The organism is Siminovitchia terrae, from assembly GCF_003605405.2.
GTDB lineage: Bacteria > Bacillota > Bacilli > Bacillales > Bacillaceae_C > Siminovitchia > Siminovitchia terrae.
Genome location: NZ_QYTW02000007.1, coordinates 138,618 through 159,005, shown reverse-complemented (window position 1 = coordinate 159,005; position 20,388 = coordinate 138,618). Strand labels below are relative to the sequence as shown.

At 35.5% G+C, this 20,388-nt stretch carries 20 protein-coding genes and 3 pseudogenes; all 23 read right to left on the bottom strand.

Features of this window, described 5'->3' with window-relative positions:
* Positions 1 to 596: RNA-guided endonuclease TnpB family protein (locus tag D5F11_RS09970; RefSeq protein ID WP_143253758.1), on the bottom strand; the 596-nt coding region annotated here is incomplete at its 3' end.
* 58 nt (positions 597 to 654) lie between these two features.
* Complete coding sequence (locus D5F11_RS09965) at positions 655 to 1,008, bottom strand: hypothetical protein (protein ID WP_126646549.1); 354 nt, start codon at positions 1,006 to 1,008, stop codon at positions 655 to 657.
* Between the two features lie 19 nt (positions 1,009 to 1,027).
* Positions 1,028 to 1,177, bottom strand: a complete 150-nt coding sequence (locus D5F11_RS28095; RefSeq protein ID WP_120118395.1) for a GNAT family N-acetyltransferase — start codon at positions 1,175 to 1,177, stop codon at positions 1,028 to 1,030.
* Positions 1,178 to 1,668: 491 nt separating this feature from the next.
* Positions 1,669 to 3,270, bottom strand: coding sequence for an aminotransferase class V-fold PLP-dependent enzyme (locus tag D5F11_RS09955; protein ID WP_120118397.1), 1,602 nt, complete (start codon positions 3,268 to 3,270; stop codon positions 1,669 to 1,671).
* Between the two features lie 47 nt (positions 3,271 to 3,317).
* Positions 3,318 to 3,890 carry a glycerol-3-phosphate acyltransferase gene (locus tag D5F11_RS09950; protein ID WP_244862041.1) on the bottom strand — a complete coding sequence of 191 codons (573 nt, stop codon included), beginning with the start codon at positions 3,888 to 3,890 and terminating at the stop codon, positions 3,318 to 3,320.
* A 487-nt stretch (positions 3,891 to 4,377) separates the two neighbouring features.
* Positions 4,378 to 5,121 carry an amidohydrolase family protein gene (locus tag D5F11_RS09945; RefSeq protein ID WP_120118398.1) on the bottom strand — a complete coding sequence of 248 codons (744 nt, stop codon included), beginning with the start codon at positions 5,119 to 5,121 and terminating at the stop codon, positions 4,378 to 4,380.
* 396 nt (positions 5,122 to 5,517) lie between these two features.
* Complete coding sequence (locus D5F11_RS09940) at positions 5,518 to 6,153, bottom strand: cysteine hydrolase family protein (protein ID WP_120118399.1); 636 nt, start codon at positions 6,151 to 6,153, stop codon at positions 5,518 to 5,520.
* 52 nt (positions 6,154 to 6,205) lie between these two features.
* Positions 6,206 to 6,709, bottom strand: a pseudogene (locus D5F11_RS09935) (Ldh family oxidoreductase); the annotation flags it as partial.
* 33 nt (positions 6,710 to 6,742) lie between these two features.
* Positions 6,743 to 6,898: pseudogene (locus tag D5F11_RS09930) on the bottom strand (AraC family ligand binding domain-containing protein); the annotation flags it as partial.
* Positions 6,899 to 7,030: 132 nt separating this feature from the next.
* The gene (locus D5F11_RS26280; protein ID WP_185830614.1) at positions 7,031 to 7,183 is read right to left on the bottom strand and encodes a hypothetical protein; all 153 of its coding nucleotides are present in this window, start codon (positions 7,181 to 7,183) and stop codon (positions 7,031 to 7,033) included.
* 527 nt (positions 7,184 to 7,710) lie between these two features.
* Entirely contained in the window at positions 7,711 to 9,189 is a 1,479-nt protein-coding gene (locus tag D5F11_RS09925; protein WP_120118400.1) for an Lsa family ABC-F type ribosomal protection protein, read from the bottom strand.
* 444 nt (positions 9,190 to 9,633) lie between these two features.
* Positions 9,634 to 9,987, bottom strand: coding sequence for a hypothetical protein (locus D5F11_RS09920; protein WP_126646548.1), 354 nt, complete (start codon positions 9,985 to 9,987; stop codon positions 9,634 to 9,636).
* 90 nt (positions 9,988 to 10,077) lie between these two features.
* On the bottom strand, positions 10,078 to 10,239 hold the full coding sequence (locus D5F11_RS26275) for a hypothetical protein (RefSeq protein WP_185830613.1): 162 nt from the start codon (positions 10,237 to 10,239) through the stop codon (positions 10,078 to 10,080).
* Positions 10,240 to 10,454: 215 nt separating this feature from the next.
* On the bottom strand, positions 10,455 to 11,072 hold the full coding sequence (gene rplC, locus D5F11_RS09915; RefSeq protein WP_120118402.1) for a 50S ribosomal protein L3: 618 nt from the start codon (positions 11,070 to 11,072) through the stop codon (positions 10,455 to 10,457).
* 86 nt (positions 11,073 to 11,158) lie between these two features.
* Positions 11,159 to 12,214: a Cfr family 23S rRNA (adenine(2503)-C(8))-methyltransferase gene (locus tag D5F11_RS09910; protein WP_120118403.1), complete on the bottom strand. Its 1,056-nt coding sequence runs from the start codon at positions 12,212 to 12,214 to the stop codon at positions 11,159 to 11,161.
* 151 nt (positions 12,215 to 12,365) lie between these two features.
* The gene (locus D5F11_RS26270) at positions 12,366 to 12,527 is read right to left on the bottom strand and encodes a hypothetical protein (protein ID WP_185830612.1); all 162 of its coding nucleotides are present in this window, start codon (positions 12,525 to 12,527) and stop codon (positions 12,366 to 12,368) included.
* Between the two features lie 615 nt (positions 12,528 to 13,142).
* Entirely contained in the window at positions 13,143 to 15,485 is a 2,343-nt protein-coding gene (gene helD / locus D5F11_RS09905; RefSeq protein ID WP_120118447.1) for an RNA polymerase recycling motor HelD, read from the bottom strand.
* Positions 15,486 to 15,563: 78 nt separating this feature from the next.
* Positions 15,564 to 15,710, bottom strand: a complete 147-nt coding sequence (locus tag D5F11_RS26265; RefSeq protein WP_185830610.1) for a hypothetical protein — start codon at positions 15,708 to 15,710, stop codon at positions 15,564 to 15,566.
* Between the two features lie 289 nt (positions 15,711 to 15,999).
* Positions 16,000 to 16,406: pseudogene (locus D5F11_RS27390) on the bottom strand (transposase); the annotation flags it as partial.
* Positions 16,407 to 16,658: 252 nt separating this feature from the next.
* Complete coding sequence (locus D5F11_RS09895; protein WP_120118406.1) at positions 16,659 to 17,735, bottom strand: hypothetical protein; 1,077 nt, start codon at positions 17,733 to 17,735, stop codon at positions 16,659 to 16,661.
* 30 nt (positions 17,736 to 17,765) lie between these two features.
* On the bottom strand, positions 17,766 to 18,320 hold the full coding sequence (locus D5F11_RS09890) for a GNAT family N-acetyltransferase (protein WP_120118407.1): 555 nt from the start codon (positions 18,318 to 18,320) through the stop codon (positions 17,766 to 17,768).
* A 28-nt stretch (positions 18,321 to 18,348) separates the two neighbouring features.
* On the bottom strand, positions 18,349 to 19,704 hold the full coding sequence (locus tag D5F11_RS09885; RefSeq protein ID WP_120118408.1) for a serine hydrolase domain-containing protein: 1,356 nt from the start codon (positions 19,702 to 19,704) through the stop codon (positions 18,349 to 18,351).
* The gene (locus D5F11_RS09880) at positions 19,685 to 20,182 is read right to left on the bottom strand and encodes a MarR family winged helix-turn-helix transcriptional regulator (protein WP_120118409.1); all 498 of its coding nucleotides are present in this window, start codon (positions 20,180 to 20,182) and stop codon (positions 19,685 to 19,687) included. Before D5F11_RS09880 ends, D5F11_RS09885 begins: the two co-directional genes overlap by 20 nt.
* Between the last annotated feature and the right edge of the window lie 206 nt (positions 20,183 to 20,388).

Sequence of the window (20,388 nt, the reverse complement as noted above, 5' to 3'; positions counted from 1 at the left end):
TTGACAATATCAGTAGAGATTTTATGTAAGTAGTCTGTTCTTGCGTTTGTGACCTTTTCATGGAGGTGTGCTACTTTACGTTTTTGTTTTTGAAGATTTTTTGCTTCATCTAATTTACATTTTCGTTTGAATGCTAATTCTTGGCGTCTGGAAAGAATACGACCTTCTATTTCACGACTTTTTGCAAAACGAACAAGACCAAGTTTAGGTAATTTCATTTTGTTACCTAAAATGGCGATATTACCATTCGTGTGCTTTGTTGTGTAAGATTGCACTTTGTCCTTTTTAGATTTGAAGCGAGGTGCTCTGTTTTGTTTCTTGAAAAATCGTGAATACGAATCAGCAAGGTTTTTAAGTGAAGATTGAATCGCAGTGCTGTCAACTTCTTTTAACCATACTAATTCCTTTTTTAGTTGTGGTAATTCAGCAGAACAAGAATTGTAGGTTAATCCTTTGCTCGTTTCCTTGTAGGCATCCTTCCACTTTGCTAAAAAATGATTGAATACGAAACGTGAACAGCCCATTGTTTTAGCAATGAGGATTTCTTGTTTTTTGTTTGGATATATACGAAATTTGTACGCTTTGTTGACTAACATTCATTTCACCTCAACAAGAACGTTTGTTTCCATTTTATCATAATGATACCAGTTTGGGCTATCGCCAACCGACATTCATCTCCCACTTACTCATTGGGCTCCGCCCTTTATATTCCTTGTAGTGGGAGTCTTCTGTCAGGAAATGATAAATATCTACCCCGCGGTTTGCTTCTTCCTCCGGGAGCGTTAAACCCACTTTCTTGGGGCCTACATCAAAATAGACAGCATTTTGTCTTGCAATTTCTTTTGCATCTTTATTGACCGCTTCCCTAAGTCTCAATTCGTTTAAAGCTAAGCCTCTTCTTAGATCACCTTTTAAAAACATATCATATTCCGAGTTATCATAATAAGCGCCCGTACGCTTTATAAATTCAAGACCGGGTAGGAATTTATTATCACTCAGTAAATACATATCCTGTGATTTTCTTTTATTACCACTCATCTTTCACTAATGAGAATAACCTACTAAAGATCCCCATCCTCCTATATTCAGGATGCACCATACCGTTAACTTCCATCGTTTCTCTACCAAATTGACATATGCCTATATATCCAATAAGCTTACCTTCATCATAGAACATAAATTCATTGATCTTATCAAGATCTTCACTTTTTATCTAGATGTTTAACTAAGTTTATAATCAAGCTCTAGCTCCAGTGCTACATTATCCTGTTCCACACAGTACTTCCGGAGGCTTTTTATATCTTCATACTCTTGGTACTCCAAGTGCCTTTTTAATTTTATACTTGGGTTTTTTATCCGGTCCATGATTTTAATTTCCGCCTTTTCAACCTTTCTTTTACTTTCCATTAAGGATTACAGACTGTTTACTTCTACAATCATGGCACGCTTAAGGTACACTTTTATTCAATTAAAGCGCCCTTTAATTAAAGATTGTACAAGAAGAATTTTGGCTAAATAGCAACATATGATTTTATATAACAGAAGATGTTACTTTACATTAATAATGAACCCAACTCTATTAAACGCACACGAATTTCTGATGCTACCTTTGTTAGATTCCCGATTTTAAAACATGCCTGCTGTATTTTTAAATCGTTTATTTTTGTTTTAAACCTGCTTACCTTTACATTCTAATGTTTGTTGAAGTACTGAAAATGCGCTCTCAAACTCCGTCATTGTCAGCTCCCCCATAAATGCAAACTGGATCCAATTCCGCTCCCTTAAATAGTGGCTTTCATAACTAATGATAATCCCATTTTCTCTTAACTTGTCACCTATGTCTTGTGAAGAAAGAAAATCTGGAAGTGCAATCGTAAGGATTCCTGGTGAATAATCCTCATTTCCCAATACCATATAGCCAGCACTCGTCAGCATTTTCCTAGCGGAATTCGCTAAAATGTGTCTATTTTCTACATCCACCTTATTTACGGCTTCATGTAATGCAGAAACTAGGCTTGATGAATGCGTATACGGAATGCTATCAGCAACAGCGTACTGTCCTAAGTCTAAATACCTTGGTATCTCATTATTAGGTACAACTGGCTCTTTATGAAAAACAATGGCTAATCCAGGATAAGAACCTAACCCTTTCCCGCTGACCGTACTTGCTAAATAAACATCCTTAAAATCAATGGGTACGATTCCCACAGAACTGCAGGCGTCCACACATAATTTTATCTGATGCTTTTTTGTTAATTCTATAATTCTATGCAAATCGTAAAGGTATCCCGTAGATGTCTCACAATGGACGGTCCAAATCCAGCTTACATCACGATGCGTTTTAAGAAAATCTTCAATTTCTTCTATAGAAACACCATCGTGCCATTCTTTTTTTAATGTATAGTGTTTTAAACCCATCCTTTCTGCATGATCGATTAACCGATATCCGAACTCTCCATTTGCCATAATTAGTCCCTTACCCGGGAGTTTCTTTATTTGAGCAGCTACTAAATCATTCGCAAGTGTCCCAGTCCCCACTATTAACTGTGCATTTTTTGCATGGACCAGTTCGCAAAGTTTTGTTCGAACGGCCTTCATTTCGTTTATAAAATCGATAGAACGATGAGAAATAGTTGTTTTTCTAAATGCCTGTTCTACTTCATTGCTTACTAGTACAGGGCCTGGCAGAAAGTTTAGTAACTTCGATTGCTTCTTTTTTTGTGTCATTAGTTTCGTAAAAGCTTTGGATGTCGTTTCAAAATTCTCTTTCGTCAGGTACATCGGTTGAAACCTTGCCTTCTCTGTTCCCACCATATGTGCGAACGGTTCAAAGCCGATTTTTTTATACAGCATTATTTGCCGATCTGTCCCTGAAATAAGCGCTATATTATAATCTTTTTTTAAACAATAGCTAACGAGCAGGTTTACCAATTGGTAAAATACCCGGCTTTTTCGATATTCTCTTTTCACTGATAGCAAGCGGACTTCACAAGGGTTTGCGTCTTTCGGTAAATAATCATCCAGGTTATGTAACTTATGATCCAGGGAAAACGGACGGTTAGCACGCACTGCAATCATTCCAATAACAACGTCATTATCCTTGGCAATAATATAGATATTTTCTTTATCGAATTTATCGATTAAGCGGCGACTTTTGTTTTGCTGATGCTGCGGAATTTCCTCAACAAAAGTGTCGTAATTTAATTGATGGATTTGTTCCATTTCTTCCGGTTCTGATGCTATTTTAAATGTTAAAGGATGTTGTTTCATTCTCTTGCCTCCTTTAGAGTAAAATGAAATGGAGTAGTGTCATTTTGCTATTTTCTTTTTATATGCGAGATTATCACAACGATCATTAAAATAAATAGCCCCTTGGCAAAATCATATTCTCCTAATATCCAAGCAGTTATAGGAATGGAAGCCATTGAAATCAATCCAGCAATCGTAAAGTTTCGAACAAACAAGAAGCTGAATCCTACGCATATTCCTAAAACAGCCATAGCAAGCGGCACGAGAAACAAAGTGGAAGCTAAAAAAACGACGACTCCCTTTCCCCCTTTAAAGCCGAGATGCATCGGCCAATTATGGCCAATCAACAGAAAAAAAGCACTAATCAACAGCATAATATCATTTTGTGAAAAGAAAACCGTCGTTAGATAAAGAGCAATCATAACCTTTGCAATATCTATGAGAAGCGTATACATGAACCCTTTCTTCCCTAGCTGTCTCCCAGCATTTCTTGCTCCAGCATTCCCGCTCCCAAGCTGGCGAATATCTTTTCCAATCATCCATTTGGTTATATAATAAGCTCCCGTTATGCTTCCAAGGCAATAAGAAAGCACAATGATCAACATGATCTTTAGTATGATACATTCCCCCAAATGAATCATTTATGAATGCCTTCTTTAACTATAACTTTAACATAAATATCCTGTTAATTTAGCAGCAGGGTTTTTAGAAATAAAGCCTTCATCATGTGTCCATTTAAATAGTGATTTAATGCAACGAACCCTGTGTCCTAAACAAGATGGCTTTAAGTGTTCTCCCGCCAGTATTAGGTACCCTTTTAATTTCTCTGTAGTAAGCTACCCCTTGTCAATATCACCGAAAAATTGTAATAAGAGATTATATTGAAAACAATATGTTTTTAATGTAAGAGGTGAATATCCCTCGATTTTTTATCCAATTGATACTTTTCCCATGCTTCTGATAATAACATTACTCTTTCACTCTCCCATGTTATAAATCCATTAATCTAGATTCTATTATGTTCAAGGAGAGTCTTTTTTTATACGCAGATTATTCAACAATCACTAACGCTACCCGTTACTTTAAGTGTACTCATTCACAAACTTTACAAATCTAATAAAAGTTAAATTACTTGAAATACCATTTGAAAGCATTCGTATATAGGATTTTATCGGTAGCTTGTTCATCAAATAACTGTTGGATTAATTCAACATCTGCATACTGAAAAGGTCTTTTTGCTCTTGTAGATGGCAAATCTGTTCCAAACATAAGTGCATCTGGATTAATTTCATAAATGGATTTCAATGCATTCTTAACATCTAAATCTTCACGACCAAAACCAGTCGCTTTTACATGTACCCCTTTATCAACTAGTTTTAATAAATGTGGTAGTCCTTCTTCTGATAACCCTAAATGGTCGATTGATATAGCTGGTAATTTTTCAATAATAGATGCAATTTCAGATAACTCTTTTGCATCAATATAAAGCTCACTATGCCATCCCACTAAATCATGAACTCTTCTAGCAAAGTAATCCAGCTTCGATAAATCTTCTGAACCACCTCTTTTAATATTAAAGCGTAATGCTTTTATCCCATGTTCATTTAAATTTAGTATTTCGTCGTCCGTCACTGTAAAAGGTAATTGTGTTACGCCACAAAATGTTGAACCCAGTTGTTTTAGTGCCTTTAATAAATATTTTTGATCAAATCCTTGGAATGACCCAGATACAATAGCTCCACCGAATACATTTAAATCAGCAGTGTCATTTTGATAATCTTCTACAACATAACTAGGCGGCAAATATCCTTGGTTTTCAATAATTGGAAAATCAAAATCAATAATATGAAAATGTGCATCAAAAATTCGCACTATAATTCCCCTTTTTTTCTTTAACATATCAACCTTGGTACATAAAGAAAATTATAGGTTATTTATACAAATTCATAAGTTTACCTTATTGAACTAAACTGCCCGTTACATTAAGTACATTTCTTCAAAAATATTAACATAGATACATACCACATTTTTCTTAAAAGGTGTTGTTCCACAATATGGCCCGTTTCTGAAGTAACATATTCTCTATTCTATGTGTCTACTTTCTTGACACCATTGTATCGATTTGGACCCAGATCATCTTGCTCTTCAGAAACAGAACAAAGTCGTTGGATGGTTGACTCTCCTTGGAAAATAATATTGATAATCAAAAAGACCACTCTTTTGACGTTAGAAGTGATCTTTGATTTGGTATTATACTTTAACTAAAGTTTAAAGAGATTCCAAAACATCGTTTACTTTACATACATGTGCACCAATATTCTCCATCTCTTTAATTCCTTTATCATACACTTGAGACATGGCATCAGAAATCATCACTACACGAAAGTCTCTCTCACTTGCTTCGTACATGGATGTACGTGGGCAATTTGGGAAATTACAACCAGTAAACACTAATGTATCAATGCTTTGATTATGTAGAAAGTGCTCTAAATCGGTTTTATAAAATGAACCCCAACGAGATTTATACATGACCCATTCTTTCTCACCTATGGATTGGAACTTGCCTTTTAATAATTTACTAGCGTTAAGTTGATTGTAATCATATGGGCGAATACCTTCAACTAATTCTGCACCTTCAGTGTTTGGAGTAGCAATTCTAACTCCATTTTCAATGGCTTCTTTGCGACATAAATCAACATTAGAACCATCTTCCTTGTAGTAACGAATCACATGCAAGATAGGTAATCCTTTTGCTCTATATGCTTCTAATACCATTTTCATTCTTGGTACAATATCTGTTGTACCTTTGATTTCAGCAGGGGCGTTAGGTAATGTAAAATCGTTTTGTGTGTCAATGGTAATAAGAATAGAGTCTCCCCAATGTGGTTTTGTGTATTTATTCATTTTGTCCCTCCTTATTTGGTTTCATGGTACGACGGTTTTAAAACTATTAATATTAACAATACTCCTCAAGGGTCGCAACAAGTGAAGGCGGAAGATCAATTTCATCCTCACTCCACTTGCTCCCGGGGACATAAATACCTTTGGAGGACAATCGTTCAATCTGAGACGCCATTCGATCCAAGAAACTCTGATCAAGGAGTTCGGGGTTTAGAGAAATGATGAACAGACCTACACCAGGCGAATAACTCCCTTCCTCGAAAGATGGAGCATCAAGTGACCAGTTCGCGCCTGTCGTACCTGCGGCGAGAATCTCAACCATGAGTGCGATATTGGCACCGCGAACACCCCCGAAAGCAAGTAAAGCTCCTTTAATCGCTTCACGTGAATCAATTGTCTTTTGTCCCTTCCCATCGATAGCCCAGCCTTCGGGGATCATCTCCCCCCGTTCTGCCGCCAGCCGTATGTTGACAAACGCTGTGGCGCTGGAAGCCTGATCGATCACCAAGGGAAGCCTGTTGTCGACTGGCGCAGCGAATGCGAGAGGATTGGTGCCATAAACAGCCTCGGCACTTTATACCCTTTATTATATAGATTTACAAGATAATCGTCTTTGTCCACTCTCTATAAACCCAATCACATAATATTCATGAAAGTGGTTCGGAAACTTTTGCATGATTCCTTCAAAACGATAAGCTTCTATTTGTAAATCATGATCAAAACGTACCGTTCTTTCTTCTTTCCCCATACGAACAACCTCCTTTTGATTCTTTTGATTTCTGATAGTTAATGTAACACATTTGGTTAAAGCTCTCTTGTAAGATATTGACTAATAAAAAATCGCGTGGCAGTTTAAAAAACTACCGCATCATTCGTTTTATTAATAATCAAATGCGCCTTGGCGAATTTGCGCCCAGATTTTATCGAGCTCCGCTCGATAAATTTTCTCTGAAAACCTGTGGCATCCGCCGGAGGCTTTAACTTTATTCAGCCGGGGTTTGACCCCCCCCCTGAATTGAATACCAATAGGCATTCATCTTACCACTTACAGAAGTGGGAGACTTCTGCTGAATGAAGTTAAATCTACAACTATAAAAGTGCCTTGATGACACCCATAAATTCCTTTGATCCTGTTTTTCCCTTATACTACCTTTTATTGGGAGAACTAAAAATTTTTTCTTTCAAGAAAAAATAGTTACCTTATTCTACAAAATGGATCTTTAGTTGAATAAAGGTTTAGGAGATGTCCGGGAGACATAACAAAAGGAATCAAAATAAAACTGTTAAATTATGATCATAATGAGCTAAACAATGACTAGTAAAGACACTACACTCTGAACTTTACTCCGAGTAAAGAACACCTTTAGGTCTCGTTGCATCAGTCAGAATAGTCATGCATTTTTTGATATTCTTCTTCAAGAATCTGGCCCGTTAGATAATCGTATCTAATCGAGGGAGCTTAATAACTTTACAAAAAAAGCGTTAATCCTTCTTCGATTAACGCCCCCTAAAGTTTAATAACCGGATTTACTGGTAATATCATCATTTCTTAATTTTAAACTACATAGATATAGTTTTTGTTGCAACTGTTTGTTGAAATGCCTGATCATGCTCAACAATAACCATTGTGGGATTAAATTTTTGAATAAGATCTTCAATCTGCATGCGCGAATAAATATCAATAAAATTTAAGGGTTCATCCCAAATATATAAATGAGCTTTTTCACATAAACTTTTGGCTATAAGCAGCTTTTTCTTTTGTCCACCAGAATAATGAGATATATCTTTCTCAAATTGAATTCGATCAAAATCCATCTTACGTAGGATGGATTTAAATAACGTTTCATCAATCTCATGCTCTTCAATAAAGTCCGATAACAGTCCCTTTAAATGAGAAGTATCTTGTTGGACATAGGAAATGATGAGGCCTGAACCTAAATTCATTGAGCCAGTATGTTGTATCGGATTTCCTAGAATTAGTTTTAGGATACTACTTTTTCCGCTTCCATTCTTTCCATCAAGTACAATTCGGTCACCTTGTTCTACTCTAAAGCTAATCGGCTTATTCACTATTCGGTCATCGTACTTAACAGACACATCAGCCAAAACAATCAATTCATTTGACTGAAATTCCAATGATTCTAATTTTAATGACTCGTTTTTTTCCACATTTTTTAGCAGTTTTGACTTTTCCTCAATAGCTTTTTGTTGCCTTGATTCAAGGTTCTTTGCTCTCTTCATCATCTTTGCCGCTTTATGTCCTACAAAACCCTTATCCAACTTAGAACCCGAATTTGTTGTCCCGTTTTTGGAAGCTTCTACTTGACTAGACCAACCTGCTGATCGCTTTGAAGATTGTTTTAATCTCCCGATGTCTTTTTGTAGACGCTCATTTGTTGCCTCTTCGTGTTCTTGTTGTCTATCAAAATTTAACTTCCAAGAAGAATAGTTACCACTTTGCACTTCAATATTTGCTCTATTTATAGATAAGATATGGTCAACACATCCATCTAAAAAGATTCTGTCATGTGAAATTAAAATAAACCCTTTTTTCTTCCTTAGATAATTAGAAACTACCTTTCGGGCATCAGTGTCTAGATGATTAGTTGGCTCATCAATCAATAGAAATTGATCCTCATTCAAAAAAAGTGCAGCAAGTAACACCTTTGTTTGTTCTCCATTTGATAATGTTTTAAACGGTCGGTACATAATCTCAGTATCAACATTTAGATAGGATATTTCACGGAGAAATTCCCAATCTTCTGCTTGCGGATAAATTTCTTCTAAGATTTCATACGTGTACTTGTTATTATTTGAAACTGGATAAGGGAAATAATTAAATTCTGCTGAAGAAATGATTTTCCCACTATACTCATAATTCCCTAATAATAGATTAAAAAATGTAGTTTTTCCTCGTCCATTCCTCCCGATAAATCCAAGTTTCCAATCTGTATCTATATGAAAGTTTACACCTTCAAAAACATTGTCAAAACTACCTGGATAAGAAAAAGTTAAGTCTTGAACTTGTATCATTGACATAATAATTCCTCCTTTGTATATCAACACTTTTTATTTTTTATACAAAGTCGGCATCCCCATCTATTCTAAATTTCTCCGTACAAGTTTGATGGAGTATAACGACTTATACGGAGCAATTCATGTGTAACATCCAATTCTAAAGACATATTATCTCTCCTTTTCATTAGAATGTAGTTTATATTCTATTATAGAAAAAATAAAAATCCTTCCAAAAAATTTGGAAGGATTAATCAAATTTCATATTTAAAAGCCCCAAATATACCAATACGATTTGGTACATTAGGTGTCAAACTGACTTATAAAAATGATTAGACTAATCCTATACCCTAAAAGTTTGAAATATTTATTTTAAATGGGTTATGGATTATTGAATCATTATTGTAAGTTCAGTCCTTTCAATTTTGTTTATTAAAATATGTCCAACGGCCTTTTAGAAAAGCGAAATTATAAATAAGTTTCAATTGACGCTGCTTTTTTCAATCCGAGAACAAAGGCTTTATATTTCTCTTCACGCTTTTCATATTCAAGGATAACACGAATGTATTCCTTTTGCATAGCCCCGTTTTCAGGTGATTTTTGGTACTCGTGTTCAATCTTTTCCTTGGATACACTATTGTCTCCCAACTGATTATCAATAAATCGTTGCATACGCAATTCTTGCAATACTAATTTTTCAATCTCCTGTTTAGAGTAATCCTCTGATACATTAATTCCAAACTCGTCAAATAATTCTTGCATACAATCAGTAATTTGTTCTTTATCAGGTTCCCATCCAGAAATGCTCCTATCCTCATTCATGTTCAATGACTGATTCAAGAGCACAATAATAACTCTCAAAGTCTGATGAAGACATTTCAGAAGGTATGATACCCAACTTCATGTCGTTAATCAGCTCAATATATCAAATGCGCCTTGGCGTATTTGCGCCCAGATTTTATCGAGCTCCGCTCGATAAATTTCCGCTGAAAATCTGTGGCATCCGCCGGAGGCTTTGACTTTATTCAGCCAGGGTTTGAACCCCCACTGAATGGAATACCAATATGCATTCATCTCACCACTTACAGATGTGGGAGACTTCTGCTGAATGAAGTTAAATCGTTTAAATTTATTTCATAATCGTTAACTCTTGCCACGATGGACGGTAGTTGAATGTTATCATTGTCAGTCAACGTCAAAAAATCCGTAATGACTGCATTATCTCTACTAATACTTTGGCTGAAATTACTCTTTTTGTTTAACACTAATCATCACCATTTTTCATTCAATTATTTAATTGCAGTTTCTATTTTTACAAACGACTTTTTAGCTCCGGGGATATTTCCTTTAATTAACAACAAGTTACGTTCGCTATCAACCTTTATGATTGTAAGATTTTGAATAGTGGTCTGTTTTCCACCCAAACGTCCGGGCAATTTTTTTCCTTTGGCCACTTTCATGCCGTCATTTTTGGCGATTACACCGATGGAACCAGGACCTCGATGGAATTTTGAACCGTGAGATGCAGGACCTCCACTAAGTCCATGTCTTTTAATGACACCTTGAAATCCTTTTCCTTTCGATATACCAGTAACATCTACTAAGTCGTCTTTTTGGAATATATCTGCACTAATACGTTTTCCAACATCTAATGATGCTCCACGAATTTCTTTAACATATCGTTTAGGATTGGTATTTGCCTTTTGACTTCTTCCAATTTCCGATTTGTTTGGAATTTTTTTATCAGAAAATCCAATTTGGATTGCATCGTATCCGTCACTTTCTAACGTTTTCTTCTGTAACACAACATTCTCTTCCACTTCAACAACGGTCACAACTATGGGATTTCCACTATCACTAAACACTTGAGACATGCCTATTTTTCTTCCTAAGATTCCTTTTATCATAAATATCCTCCAAATAATTTTAATTCATCGTTAGTAATAAGCTATTAGGGTACTTCCCACGTTCTATACATTACTCTCACCTTTATTTATTGGTTATTGTTTTTTTGGTAATTTCCATACAATTGCCCGCAAGCAGCATCTATATCAATGCCAAATTGACTTCTAATAGTAACGTTAATTCCTGCTGACTTTAATTCTTTATAGAAGTTTACAACATGATTCTCATTTACTTCTTCAAACCTCATAGGTGAACTAATAGTTGGGTTATATCTAATGATGTTTACATGGAACAAATTCCCTCGCTTATATCTACCTCTTAAAAGCTTTACTACTTCTTTCGCATGGTCAATAGAATCATTAACTCCGGGCAACATAATATAAGCAATATAAACTTTTCTCGAGGTCACACGTATATGCTCATCTAATGTGTCCATTACATCCAATAATGGGAAGCGTTCATTAATTGGCATTAACTTGCTTCGCTGTTCATTAAAAGGAGAATGTAATGAAAACGTAAGGTTGACTTGCGGATAATTCAGAGTCATTTTTTTTATACTTGGTATAATACCGATAGTTGAAATAGATAACCTGCGAGGGCTTAAAGCAAACAGCGTAGGATCAGTGAGTACATCTAAGGCATCAAAAACTTGTACATTGGCTAACGCTTCTCCCATCCCCATAAAAGAAATACTATCTATTGAATGACCTTGTAAGTAAAAATGGAGGATTTGGTCAGTTATTTCATCAGAAGTCAAATTTCTTTTTAGCCCAATGTCACCTGTTGCACAAAATTTACACCCGAAATTACATCCGCACTGAGAAGATATACAAAATGATTCCCACCCAGCTTTATATTTCATATTTACCGTTTCTATTTTTTCATTTCCTGAAATTTCAAATAAGACTTTAGTGACTTGCTCAGAATATTGTTCCTTCAAAGGAGCAATATCTAAAATAGACTCTCCAAATTCCTTAACTAAAATTTCTCTTAACGATTTTGGAAGTACATTAATTGCGTTGAATTTATTTATTCTTTCTTTAAAAATGGCATTCAATATTTGTTTCATTCTAAAATTAGGGTAATTATGTTCCCTTAAGAATTCTTTTATTCTTATATACTTATTGCTTTGTTTTAATTGCATCTTTCTCATCCTTCCATAAGACTCTCTAGTTTTTAGGAGTAAATAGAAAGGAGTTGTCTATCCCTTAAGTTAAAAATAAACACAAAAAAAGCACCAATAGAATTATCGGTGCCAAACTTAAAATAAAAAAATGCTCAAATAAATAAGGGCTCTAAGTCATTGCCTTGTAATTTAATTGGCATAGGGGCAAAGCTCCGATAACTGTTTTTGTATGGTTGTATAGCATAAAAAAGGACAGACTCCTCCCTTTGTCTGCTAAACCATTACCAAGTTTTACATTTTTACCAAACAGAATTCTAAAAACAGTTAACATTGCTTGCACCTCCCTTTGTCAATTTTATTATTGAGTAATCTAACATAAAATTGAGTATATGTAAAGTGTAATTTCGAGAGTTATTTTAAAACTAACCTGCTACATTAGTTGAATAACGAGTCAATGAGCAGGGGCTGCGTGAAATCCATACCGGAGGCGAATCCGTTAAACACGCTGTGTCGGCCGACACAAAATAATACTTAGACATGAAGTGTGACTGTACAAAAATAAGATCACATAAAAGAGGGCATCACAAGCCCTCTTTTTTTAGAGCTCAGTCAGTACCGAACTTTATTTCAAATCCACACTAGTTTATTTTTTGTATAAGATTGCTTGATGTAGCTTTAATATAAAGTTTGATCAAAACACGACTGTACCCATGTAATATCAGCTTTACATTAATATTTTATCGCATCTTTTTTATAAAAATCACTACTTTATTTCAAATCTACATCAGTTGCTTAACACAGAGGACATGCACTAAGACAATTTCTGAATGAAAAAGCCGGTTTTCCCTACGTTAAGGAATCATCGGCCTTTATTTTTCATAAATTAGGAAATGTATCGATGGTAAACTTAAGATATTTATTTAGCAATTCCTCATTGAAATTCTACTTACACTCTAATCTCATACGAATTTGCAGGAATCTTATTTATAAACGGACTCATCTCACCTACGGAGAAAAGATGAAGCTCATGCATAGCTCTCGTAGATGCAGTGTAAAAAAGTTTCCTTTCAAATTCTTTTCCATATTTTATATGAGAAGCATCGTATATGATCACAGCATCAAATTCGATTCCCTTTGCCAAATAAGCAGGCAAAATCAGGATACCTTTTTGATAAGTACTCGAACTATGTTCCATCAACTGGATATATATATGCTTACTTAATCGGTCATAGGCTTCTCTGCTTTCTTTTCCCGTTTTACATATCACTGCAATCGTTTCATAGTTTGCTGACTGCAGTTGCCGAATCTTCTGTATTATTCGAGACTGGAGGGTGTCCAGATCCTCTACTTTCGTAATAGTAGGCTTCAGACCATTTCTGTTAAAAGCTTCAATGGTTTCTCCTTCTTCTATAATTCCTTTTGTAAAGTCAACGATTTGACGAGTTGAACGGTAGCTTTTCGTTAACACTACTTTCTCAAAATTTTCCTTTTGATATAATTCGCTTGATAGTAAGGTTGGTGCATTTAGAGTATGGGCATAAATCGCCTGATTAAAATCACCTAAAATCGTCATTCGGCAATAAGGAAAAAGTTGCTGAAGAACAAAAAACTGAAAGGGTGAATAATCCTGTGCCTCGTCAATAAATAAATGGCGTATTCTTGTATTTATTCTTTTTCCCTCAAGTTTATCTTGGAGATACAAATAAGGCGCTGCATCTTCATACGTCAGTTCTTTTCTCTGTAGCTTTTTTAATGTATACGAACAAATTTCTTCCCAACTTTCAGGTAATGTAACATTAAGCTTTTGGTTTATGTTATTTTTCTGTTTAAACAATTGGCTGTAAAGCGCTGCTACATTAATAAACTTTAGCTTCTGTACAGCTGTTCGTATTGGTTTAAAGTGTTTTTTGACAATCTTTTTAGCTATTTTCTTTTGCTCCTGTTCAAAATCGTCGAACGTATTTTCAGAAAATCTTCCTTCCTTTAGTAACTCACTATAAACTTTTGTATACTCTTCAAGATCTAACAGATCACTCTCTTCTATTACCCAATCTTTGGTTCTCTCCAATTTTTCTTTCTTTACTAACTCTTTTAAAAGCCACTCCTTTACTAACTGCATACGATTTGGAATGGAAATATATGCATCCAGTGAATAAAAATAGCTTTTGATTTGTTTAGCTCCAATCAACACTTCTCCCCGGAAAGAAATATTTTTAAAGATAAGGTATTCACTCGAGAGAACAACAACATAGGAATCAATCAAAGTTTTAAAATCATTACTCGCTTTATACCGTATTCCTTTTCTTCTAGCAGGATACATTTTATGTTCCTGACATGTAAGCATATATTCCATTTGTGTAAATGGATGTTCAACATCAAACTGTTTTCCAAGACGCTTCTCTACATATTCTGGGAATGTGAGCTGTTGCATATTGTCCTCCCCTAAATCAGGGAGGACGGAAGCAATGTAGCGATTAAATAAAGAATTAGGTGAAAAAAGCATAATATTTTCTGCCGTGATCTCATTCTGGTAGCGATAAAGCAAATAGGCAACTCTTTGAAGGGCTGCAGAGGTTTTCCCACTTCCAGCAACCCCTTGTACAACTAAATACTTGCTTTTCACATTACGAATAATCTGATTTTGCTCTTTCTGAATGGTAGCAACAATGCTTTTCATATTGGTACTCGAGTTATTGCCAAGTACTTCTTTCAAAAGTTCATCTCCAATGGTTACTCCCGTATCAAACATCGTTTTGATTCGCCCGTCTTTCGTGATAAACTGACGCTTTAACTCCATTTCTCCTTGAATTATTCCTTCTACTGTTTCGTACTGGGCTGGTCCTGGAGGGTAATCATAATAGATACTGGAAATAGGGGCTCTCCAATCATAAATAAGAAATGTTTCCTCATTTTCATCCATTAAACTCGCAACTCCAAGGTACACGTTATTTGTTGTCTCCTCCCCATTTTCGAGAAAATCAATTCGGGCGAAATATGGAGAATCTTTTAATCGAGATAAGGTCTTCCTTTGCTTATCTAGCTGGCGGTGCGTTCTTTCCCTCTCGGACAGCATCTCCGTCTGTTGTCTAATGCTCGATAAAGTTTCACCAGCATCTTCAGGATTATCGAGATTTATTTTTACATCATCCCAAAAGGTTTTCCTTAGTTGAATAACATCTTTTTTCAATCCACCAGAATGGCGATCCAATTTAACCTCTTTTTTTTCAATTTCTCTTAATACATAGAGAATGCGCTCATCTTCATGCTTACGCTCTTGATTTCCATTCATCAACTCTTCACGCTCCCTAAAGATGGTCAGTAAACAAAGAATACATCTCTGACCGACCAACGGTCAATGATGTATCTATCAAATGCGCCTTTCGTTTTTTCGCCCAGATTTTATCGAGCTCTGCTCGATAAATTTCCTCTGAAAATCTGTGGCATCCGCCGGAGGCTTGACTTTACTCAGCTGGGGTTTGACCCCCCACTGAATGGAATACCAATATGCATTCATCTCACCACTTATAGAAGTGGGAGATTTCTGCTGAATGAAGTTAAAAGGCATTGATTTATCTCAAGGAGGAAGTTCCATGAAAAGAATCCTCAAAAAAACCCGAAGAAAGAAGAAGCGAGATTATTACCGTTGCAAAAGATCTGTCGCACTTAGGGAGTTGGGGTATAATTGGGGCCATTTTGCGAAAAATCTAAGTAGATTACGCAGGAGGAATTGTCTAAACAAGTTGGAGTTATCGAGCTGTGTATTAAAGCATTTGGGTTTGTCAAATAAAGTGTGTAAGTACACTTTACTCAAGGTATATTAAAACTTTATCTTCCAGCTCCTCATGAAGGAGCAACTGGTTCCTGACCATGGCCCAGTTTTGGATATACCCGCCATCCCATTTTGTTTCAAGTTCTTTAATGCGTAAACATTCTCATTAGGGAATGCTCCTTTTTGGGTCACTTTTCTAAAATTGAATGAATGCTTTCCACAGCGTTAGTCGTATACATGATTTTACAAATAGCGCTACCATAGTCAAAGAGCAGCTCGACATGTTCAAGTTTCCCTCCCATATGTCAATGGCTCCTGGATAGGCTGTCCATTGCTGTTTGAAGAATTCAAAGACATTTTGACAAGAGCACTATATACCTTTCTTAATGCCTGCGTAAATGCTTTATAATCCTTGCTTGGTACGTATTTGATGGAATTACGGAAGAACTAAAAAAGACCTAATTAGTTTAGCTAAAGCTTATCATTAATTAAGTAAACATCAAGATGTTGTTTTATTCGTTTGAAATGTACTTTTATAAAAAAATTGTCAGAACCGATTATGTATTTGATTACAGTAGACATTTTTTAAAATAAAGTTTGATCAAAAAATCTTATAAACATTGTTAACTCAACGTTTCATATAAAACCTCCCCCCTATTTTGATTAATCTTTTTCTCCATCCTTTTATACAACTTATAAATTTTCTAACTCAAAAGCTTCAAGCTCTTCCAAATAAATAGGCAAACGTGATTCTATAGCTTGCTTATCTCCCATTCGCATATAAGTTTCTTTGTTAATCTCTTTTTGTAAAACCCTATAATTCGTATGACATAGGGAAAACAACTGCAAAAATTGCTCAATTTTTAAGGCTCTTTTTCTTTCGACCAGTCTCTCTGTATATCCTTCCTCAAATCCGGCAGCCAGTGCATGTAGAACTTCTTTATGTTTGTGAAATTGATGCTTTACGTACCGCGGAGATTTGTAATAGGTCAGAAAAAGAGTTTGATAGTTATTTACGTGATTTCCGGCAAAAACAAATCCGCTGTATAAAACTGGAAGCGGATCAATTATGTGTACACGCCCATTATGAATAATAAGATTCTCCGGTGAGGTATCTTGATTCGTTAAAGACACGAAGGAAAACGAACGATTTTCAAGACACTGTAACAATTTTTCTTGAATTGCCAACCGGTCAAAAGAAAGATTAGTATCTCGTAATTGCGCCCACTCCAATAGAAATTCATCTTTTTCATCGGCCATGAATTTCTGCCGTTCCACGTTATATTCACCCTTTAATTTACCATCTTCCCATATTAAATGGCCAAAACCAGTCAGATTCGGCTTCACATCATCCATTTTCCGAAAAAAATCACCAAGTTGAACACCGTAATCTCTACCCACGGAAGTATCCGTCGCTGATAGGTCAATGGGCTTCCCCATGTAGCTTTCAATCGTATAGGTGAGTTCGGGATCAACATAAAATTCATATTCTTCGGGGCAAATCCCAGGCATCACCGCATTCGCTTGTTGATAATAAAGACCGTTTCCACTGTATTCAGAGAACATTTCCTGCCAATTGAAAGAGACAGATTTTCCATAAGCCTGCTTCTTCGGAAAGCGAATCACAAGCCAATGATTCCCCTTTAATTTTACCAAATAAGCCTCATGCCAAGCTCCTTCCCCTAATAATCGGAAATCTGTATTTGATTGTAACCGCGAATAACCGCTGTTTTCTAACGCCAAATTGATTTTTCTATATATATCTTTCATGCAAATCCCCATTCAGTTTATTATTTTGAGTTACACCGGCACGCGCATCCAACCATCTTTTTTTACTTTTGTGTCATTATATTCGGGTTGTAAAATCGCATAGCTGTATTCATCCCACCACGTATCTTTATAGGGAATACATTGTTTAAAGAATCCTTCACGTCGCATACCTATCTTCTCCATGACACGATAAGAGGCTGTGTTTTCAGGCTGACAGGTAGCAACAACACGGTGTAAGTTTAATGTTTCAAATGCATAAGCGATAATTGCTCTCGCAGCCTCTGTGGCATAACCATTGCCATGAAACATTTTGTTGAAAACCCAGCCAATCTCATAGGTATGTTTGCCAAAGTATATCTCGAAGATTATATGACCGATGACTTCATTTGTTTCTAGGAGAACGACAGAAAAAGCTTCAGGATTGTCACGCCTATGTTTTTCAATAAACTTTATTGTATCGCCCTCAGTGAAGGTATCCTCTGGTAGATAGTGCATCGTTTCCTCATCTGAGACATACGCATAAACGAAAGGAAAATCATCTTGCTTGAACTGACGAATAAGTAGTCGTTCCGTTGTAATCTGCATGTTTAAAACCCCATTTATCCTAAGTTAACTACTGACGCTCTGCTGTTTGTACTTCGGTACCATCAATAATCTTTACTAATTCCTTACCATCCACTGTTATAAAATCAACATCTATTGATAATCCTCTTAAGAAGAAATTTTCCTCCGTTTTAGCGTATAATTCTAGTTTCATTGAACCAGGCATCTCGATAAAAAGTCTGTTGTTTTCTAAAAAAACGTGAATGATTAAATCAGGATGTTCTGTTAGTGCATAATCACCGACAAGACGTTTTAAAACATCTTCTGGGATAATCTGGGCACGTTCTAAAGAAGGTTTTTCCTCAGCAAGTTCATAAGGCTCATCGAATGCAGCTTGCTCGATTGCATGTAAGACTTGTTGGTGAAAATCGAAATCTTGTTCTTTATTTCTTAGTACAATAACGACAATATCATGATCGATGAAGCGTTTAAGGTGTGTAACATAACCTGGCCAACCGCCACTATGCCAAATTATTTGACCTTTTTCCTTATCATCCTCCAAGATCCAACCAAAACCATATTTAAATGGTGTTTCAGTTTCTGTCACCGCTGGTTTATAAGCTTCTTTTAGTAATTCATCATTGATTAAATTACCTGAGCTTAGGGCACGCTCATAAAGATAGAGATCCCTAACAGTTGATTGAATGCCACCATCACCAAGCATTCCATCTAAATAGGTAACCATTTTTGACTCCTCAAAATCATCTGCTAAAATATACTCACCTGCATATACGTCGTAGACATAACCGTATGCATAATCGTCAATTTCTATATTTTCTTTTCTAACGCCAATAGCTTGAGTGCGAGTCATTTTAAGTGGTTTAAAAATATTCTCTTGTAAAAAATCAGAAAAATCCATGTCGGTTATACGTTCAACGATGATTGCGAGTAAAATATAGCCAGTATTGCTATATTCAACACGCTCATTTGGTGCAAATAGACGCTCAGGTTTGTATTTGATTAAATACCTAAGTAAGTCGTCATTGTCAGCGATTTTCGCTTTATCCCAGTACACCTCAAATAGATCTAAATAATCAGGGAGTCCGTTCGTGTGGTTAAGTAAATGTCGAATCGTAATGCCCTCATAAGGGAGATCTGGTATCCATTTATTCAGATAATCATCAAGACTTAGCTTACCTTCTTGAACAAGTAGTAAAATTGCGGTTGCTGTAATTGGCTTTGAAACAGATGCAAGATTGAAAACAGATCGTGATGTTAATGGGCGATTTGTTGACAGATCAGCATCACCGAAAGCTCCTTCGTATAAAATCTCGCCTTTTTTAGCGACAAGAACCGTACCATTTAACAATTCTCTTTCCTTAATATCATTGAATAAACTTTCTAAGTTAGCCTTTGTGTTGGTCATGATTAGTTTCCTCCCGATCTTGTTTTGTACATTTTTTTTCTACAATCTTACTTAGCTTTGTGAGAATTCTTTTGAGTTCTTCCATTTCACTCCATTCCATTTGCGAGTAAAAACGATTAATAATTTCACGATTTATTTTTTCTTCCTTTTCAAAATATTGGGTTCCTTTATCTGCTAGTTGCACAAGTATTTCGCGTCTATTTTTGGGATTAATCGTCCTCATTAAATAATTTTCATCTTCGAGCTTATTAACAATCTGTCCAACAGCACTCGACGTTATTTTTATTAGTTGAGCAATTTCTCCTATAGAAATTTTTTCGTGATCTTTAACAATATCCATTAGAATTGTTTGATTATTAGAAAGATCATCATCGAGTAAAGATTGATATTCTTTTATGATGATTTTATTCATTGAATAATGCATCTCATTTATTTCAGTAACGAGTTCAAATAATTTATCTCCATCATTTTTTTTCATATACTAATACCCCCCTTAACTATCAAATTAACTTAACTATAAAGTTAACTTTAATATAAGTCAAGATTAACTAATTATATAAATTCATCTATTTTCGTTGTTCCAGCACCAAAGCCAATGACCATAATAGTTCTTGATACAAAGTACTTATCAATTCCTTCTTCATTCATAAGATTATTTTATAGAGTTATGTGTTCACAATACGA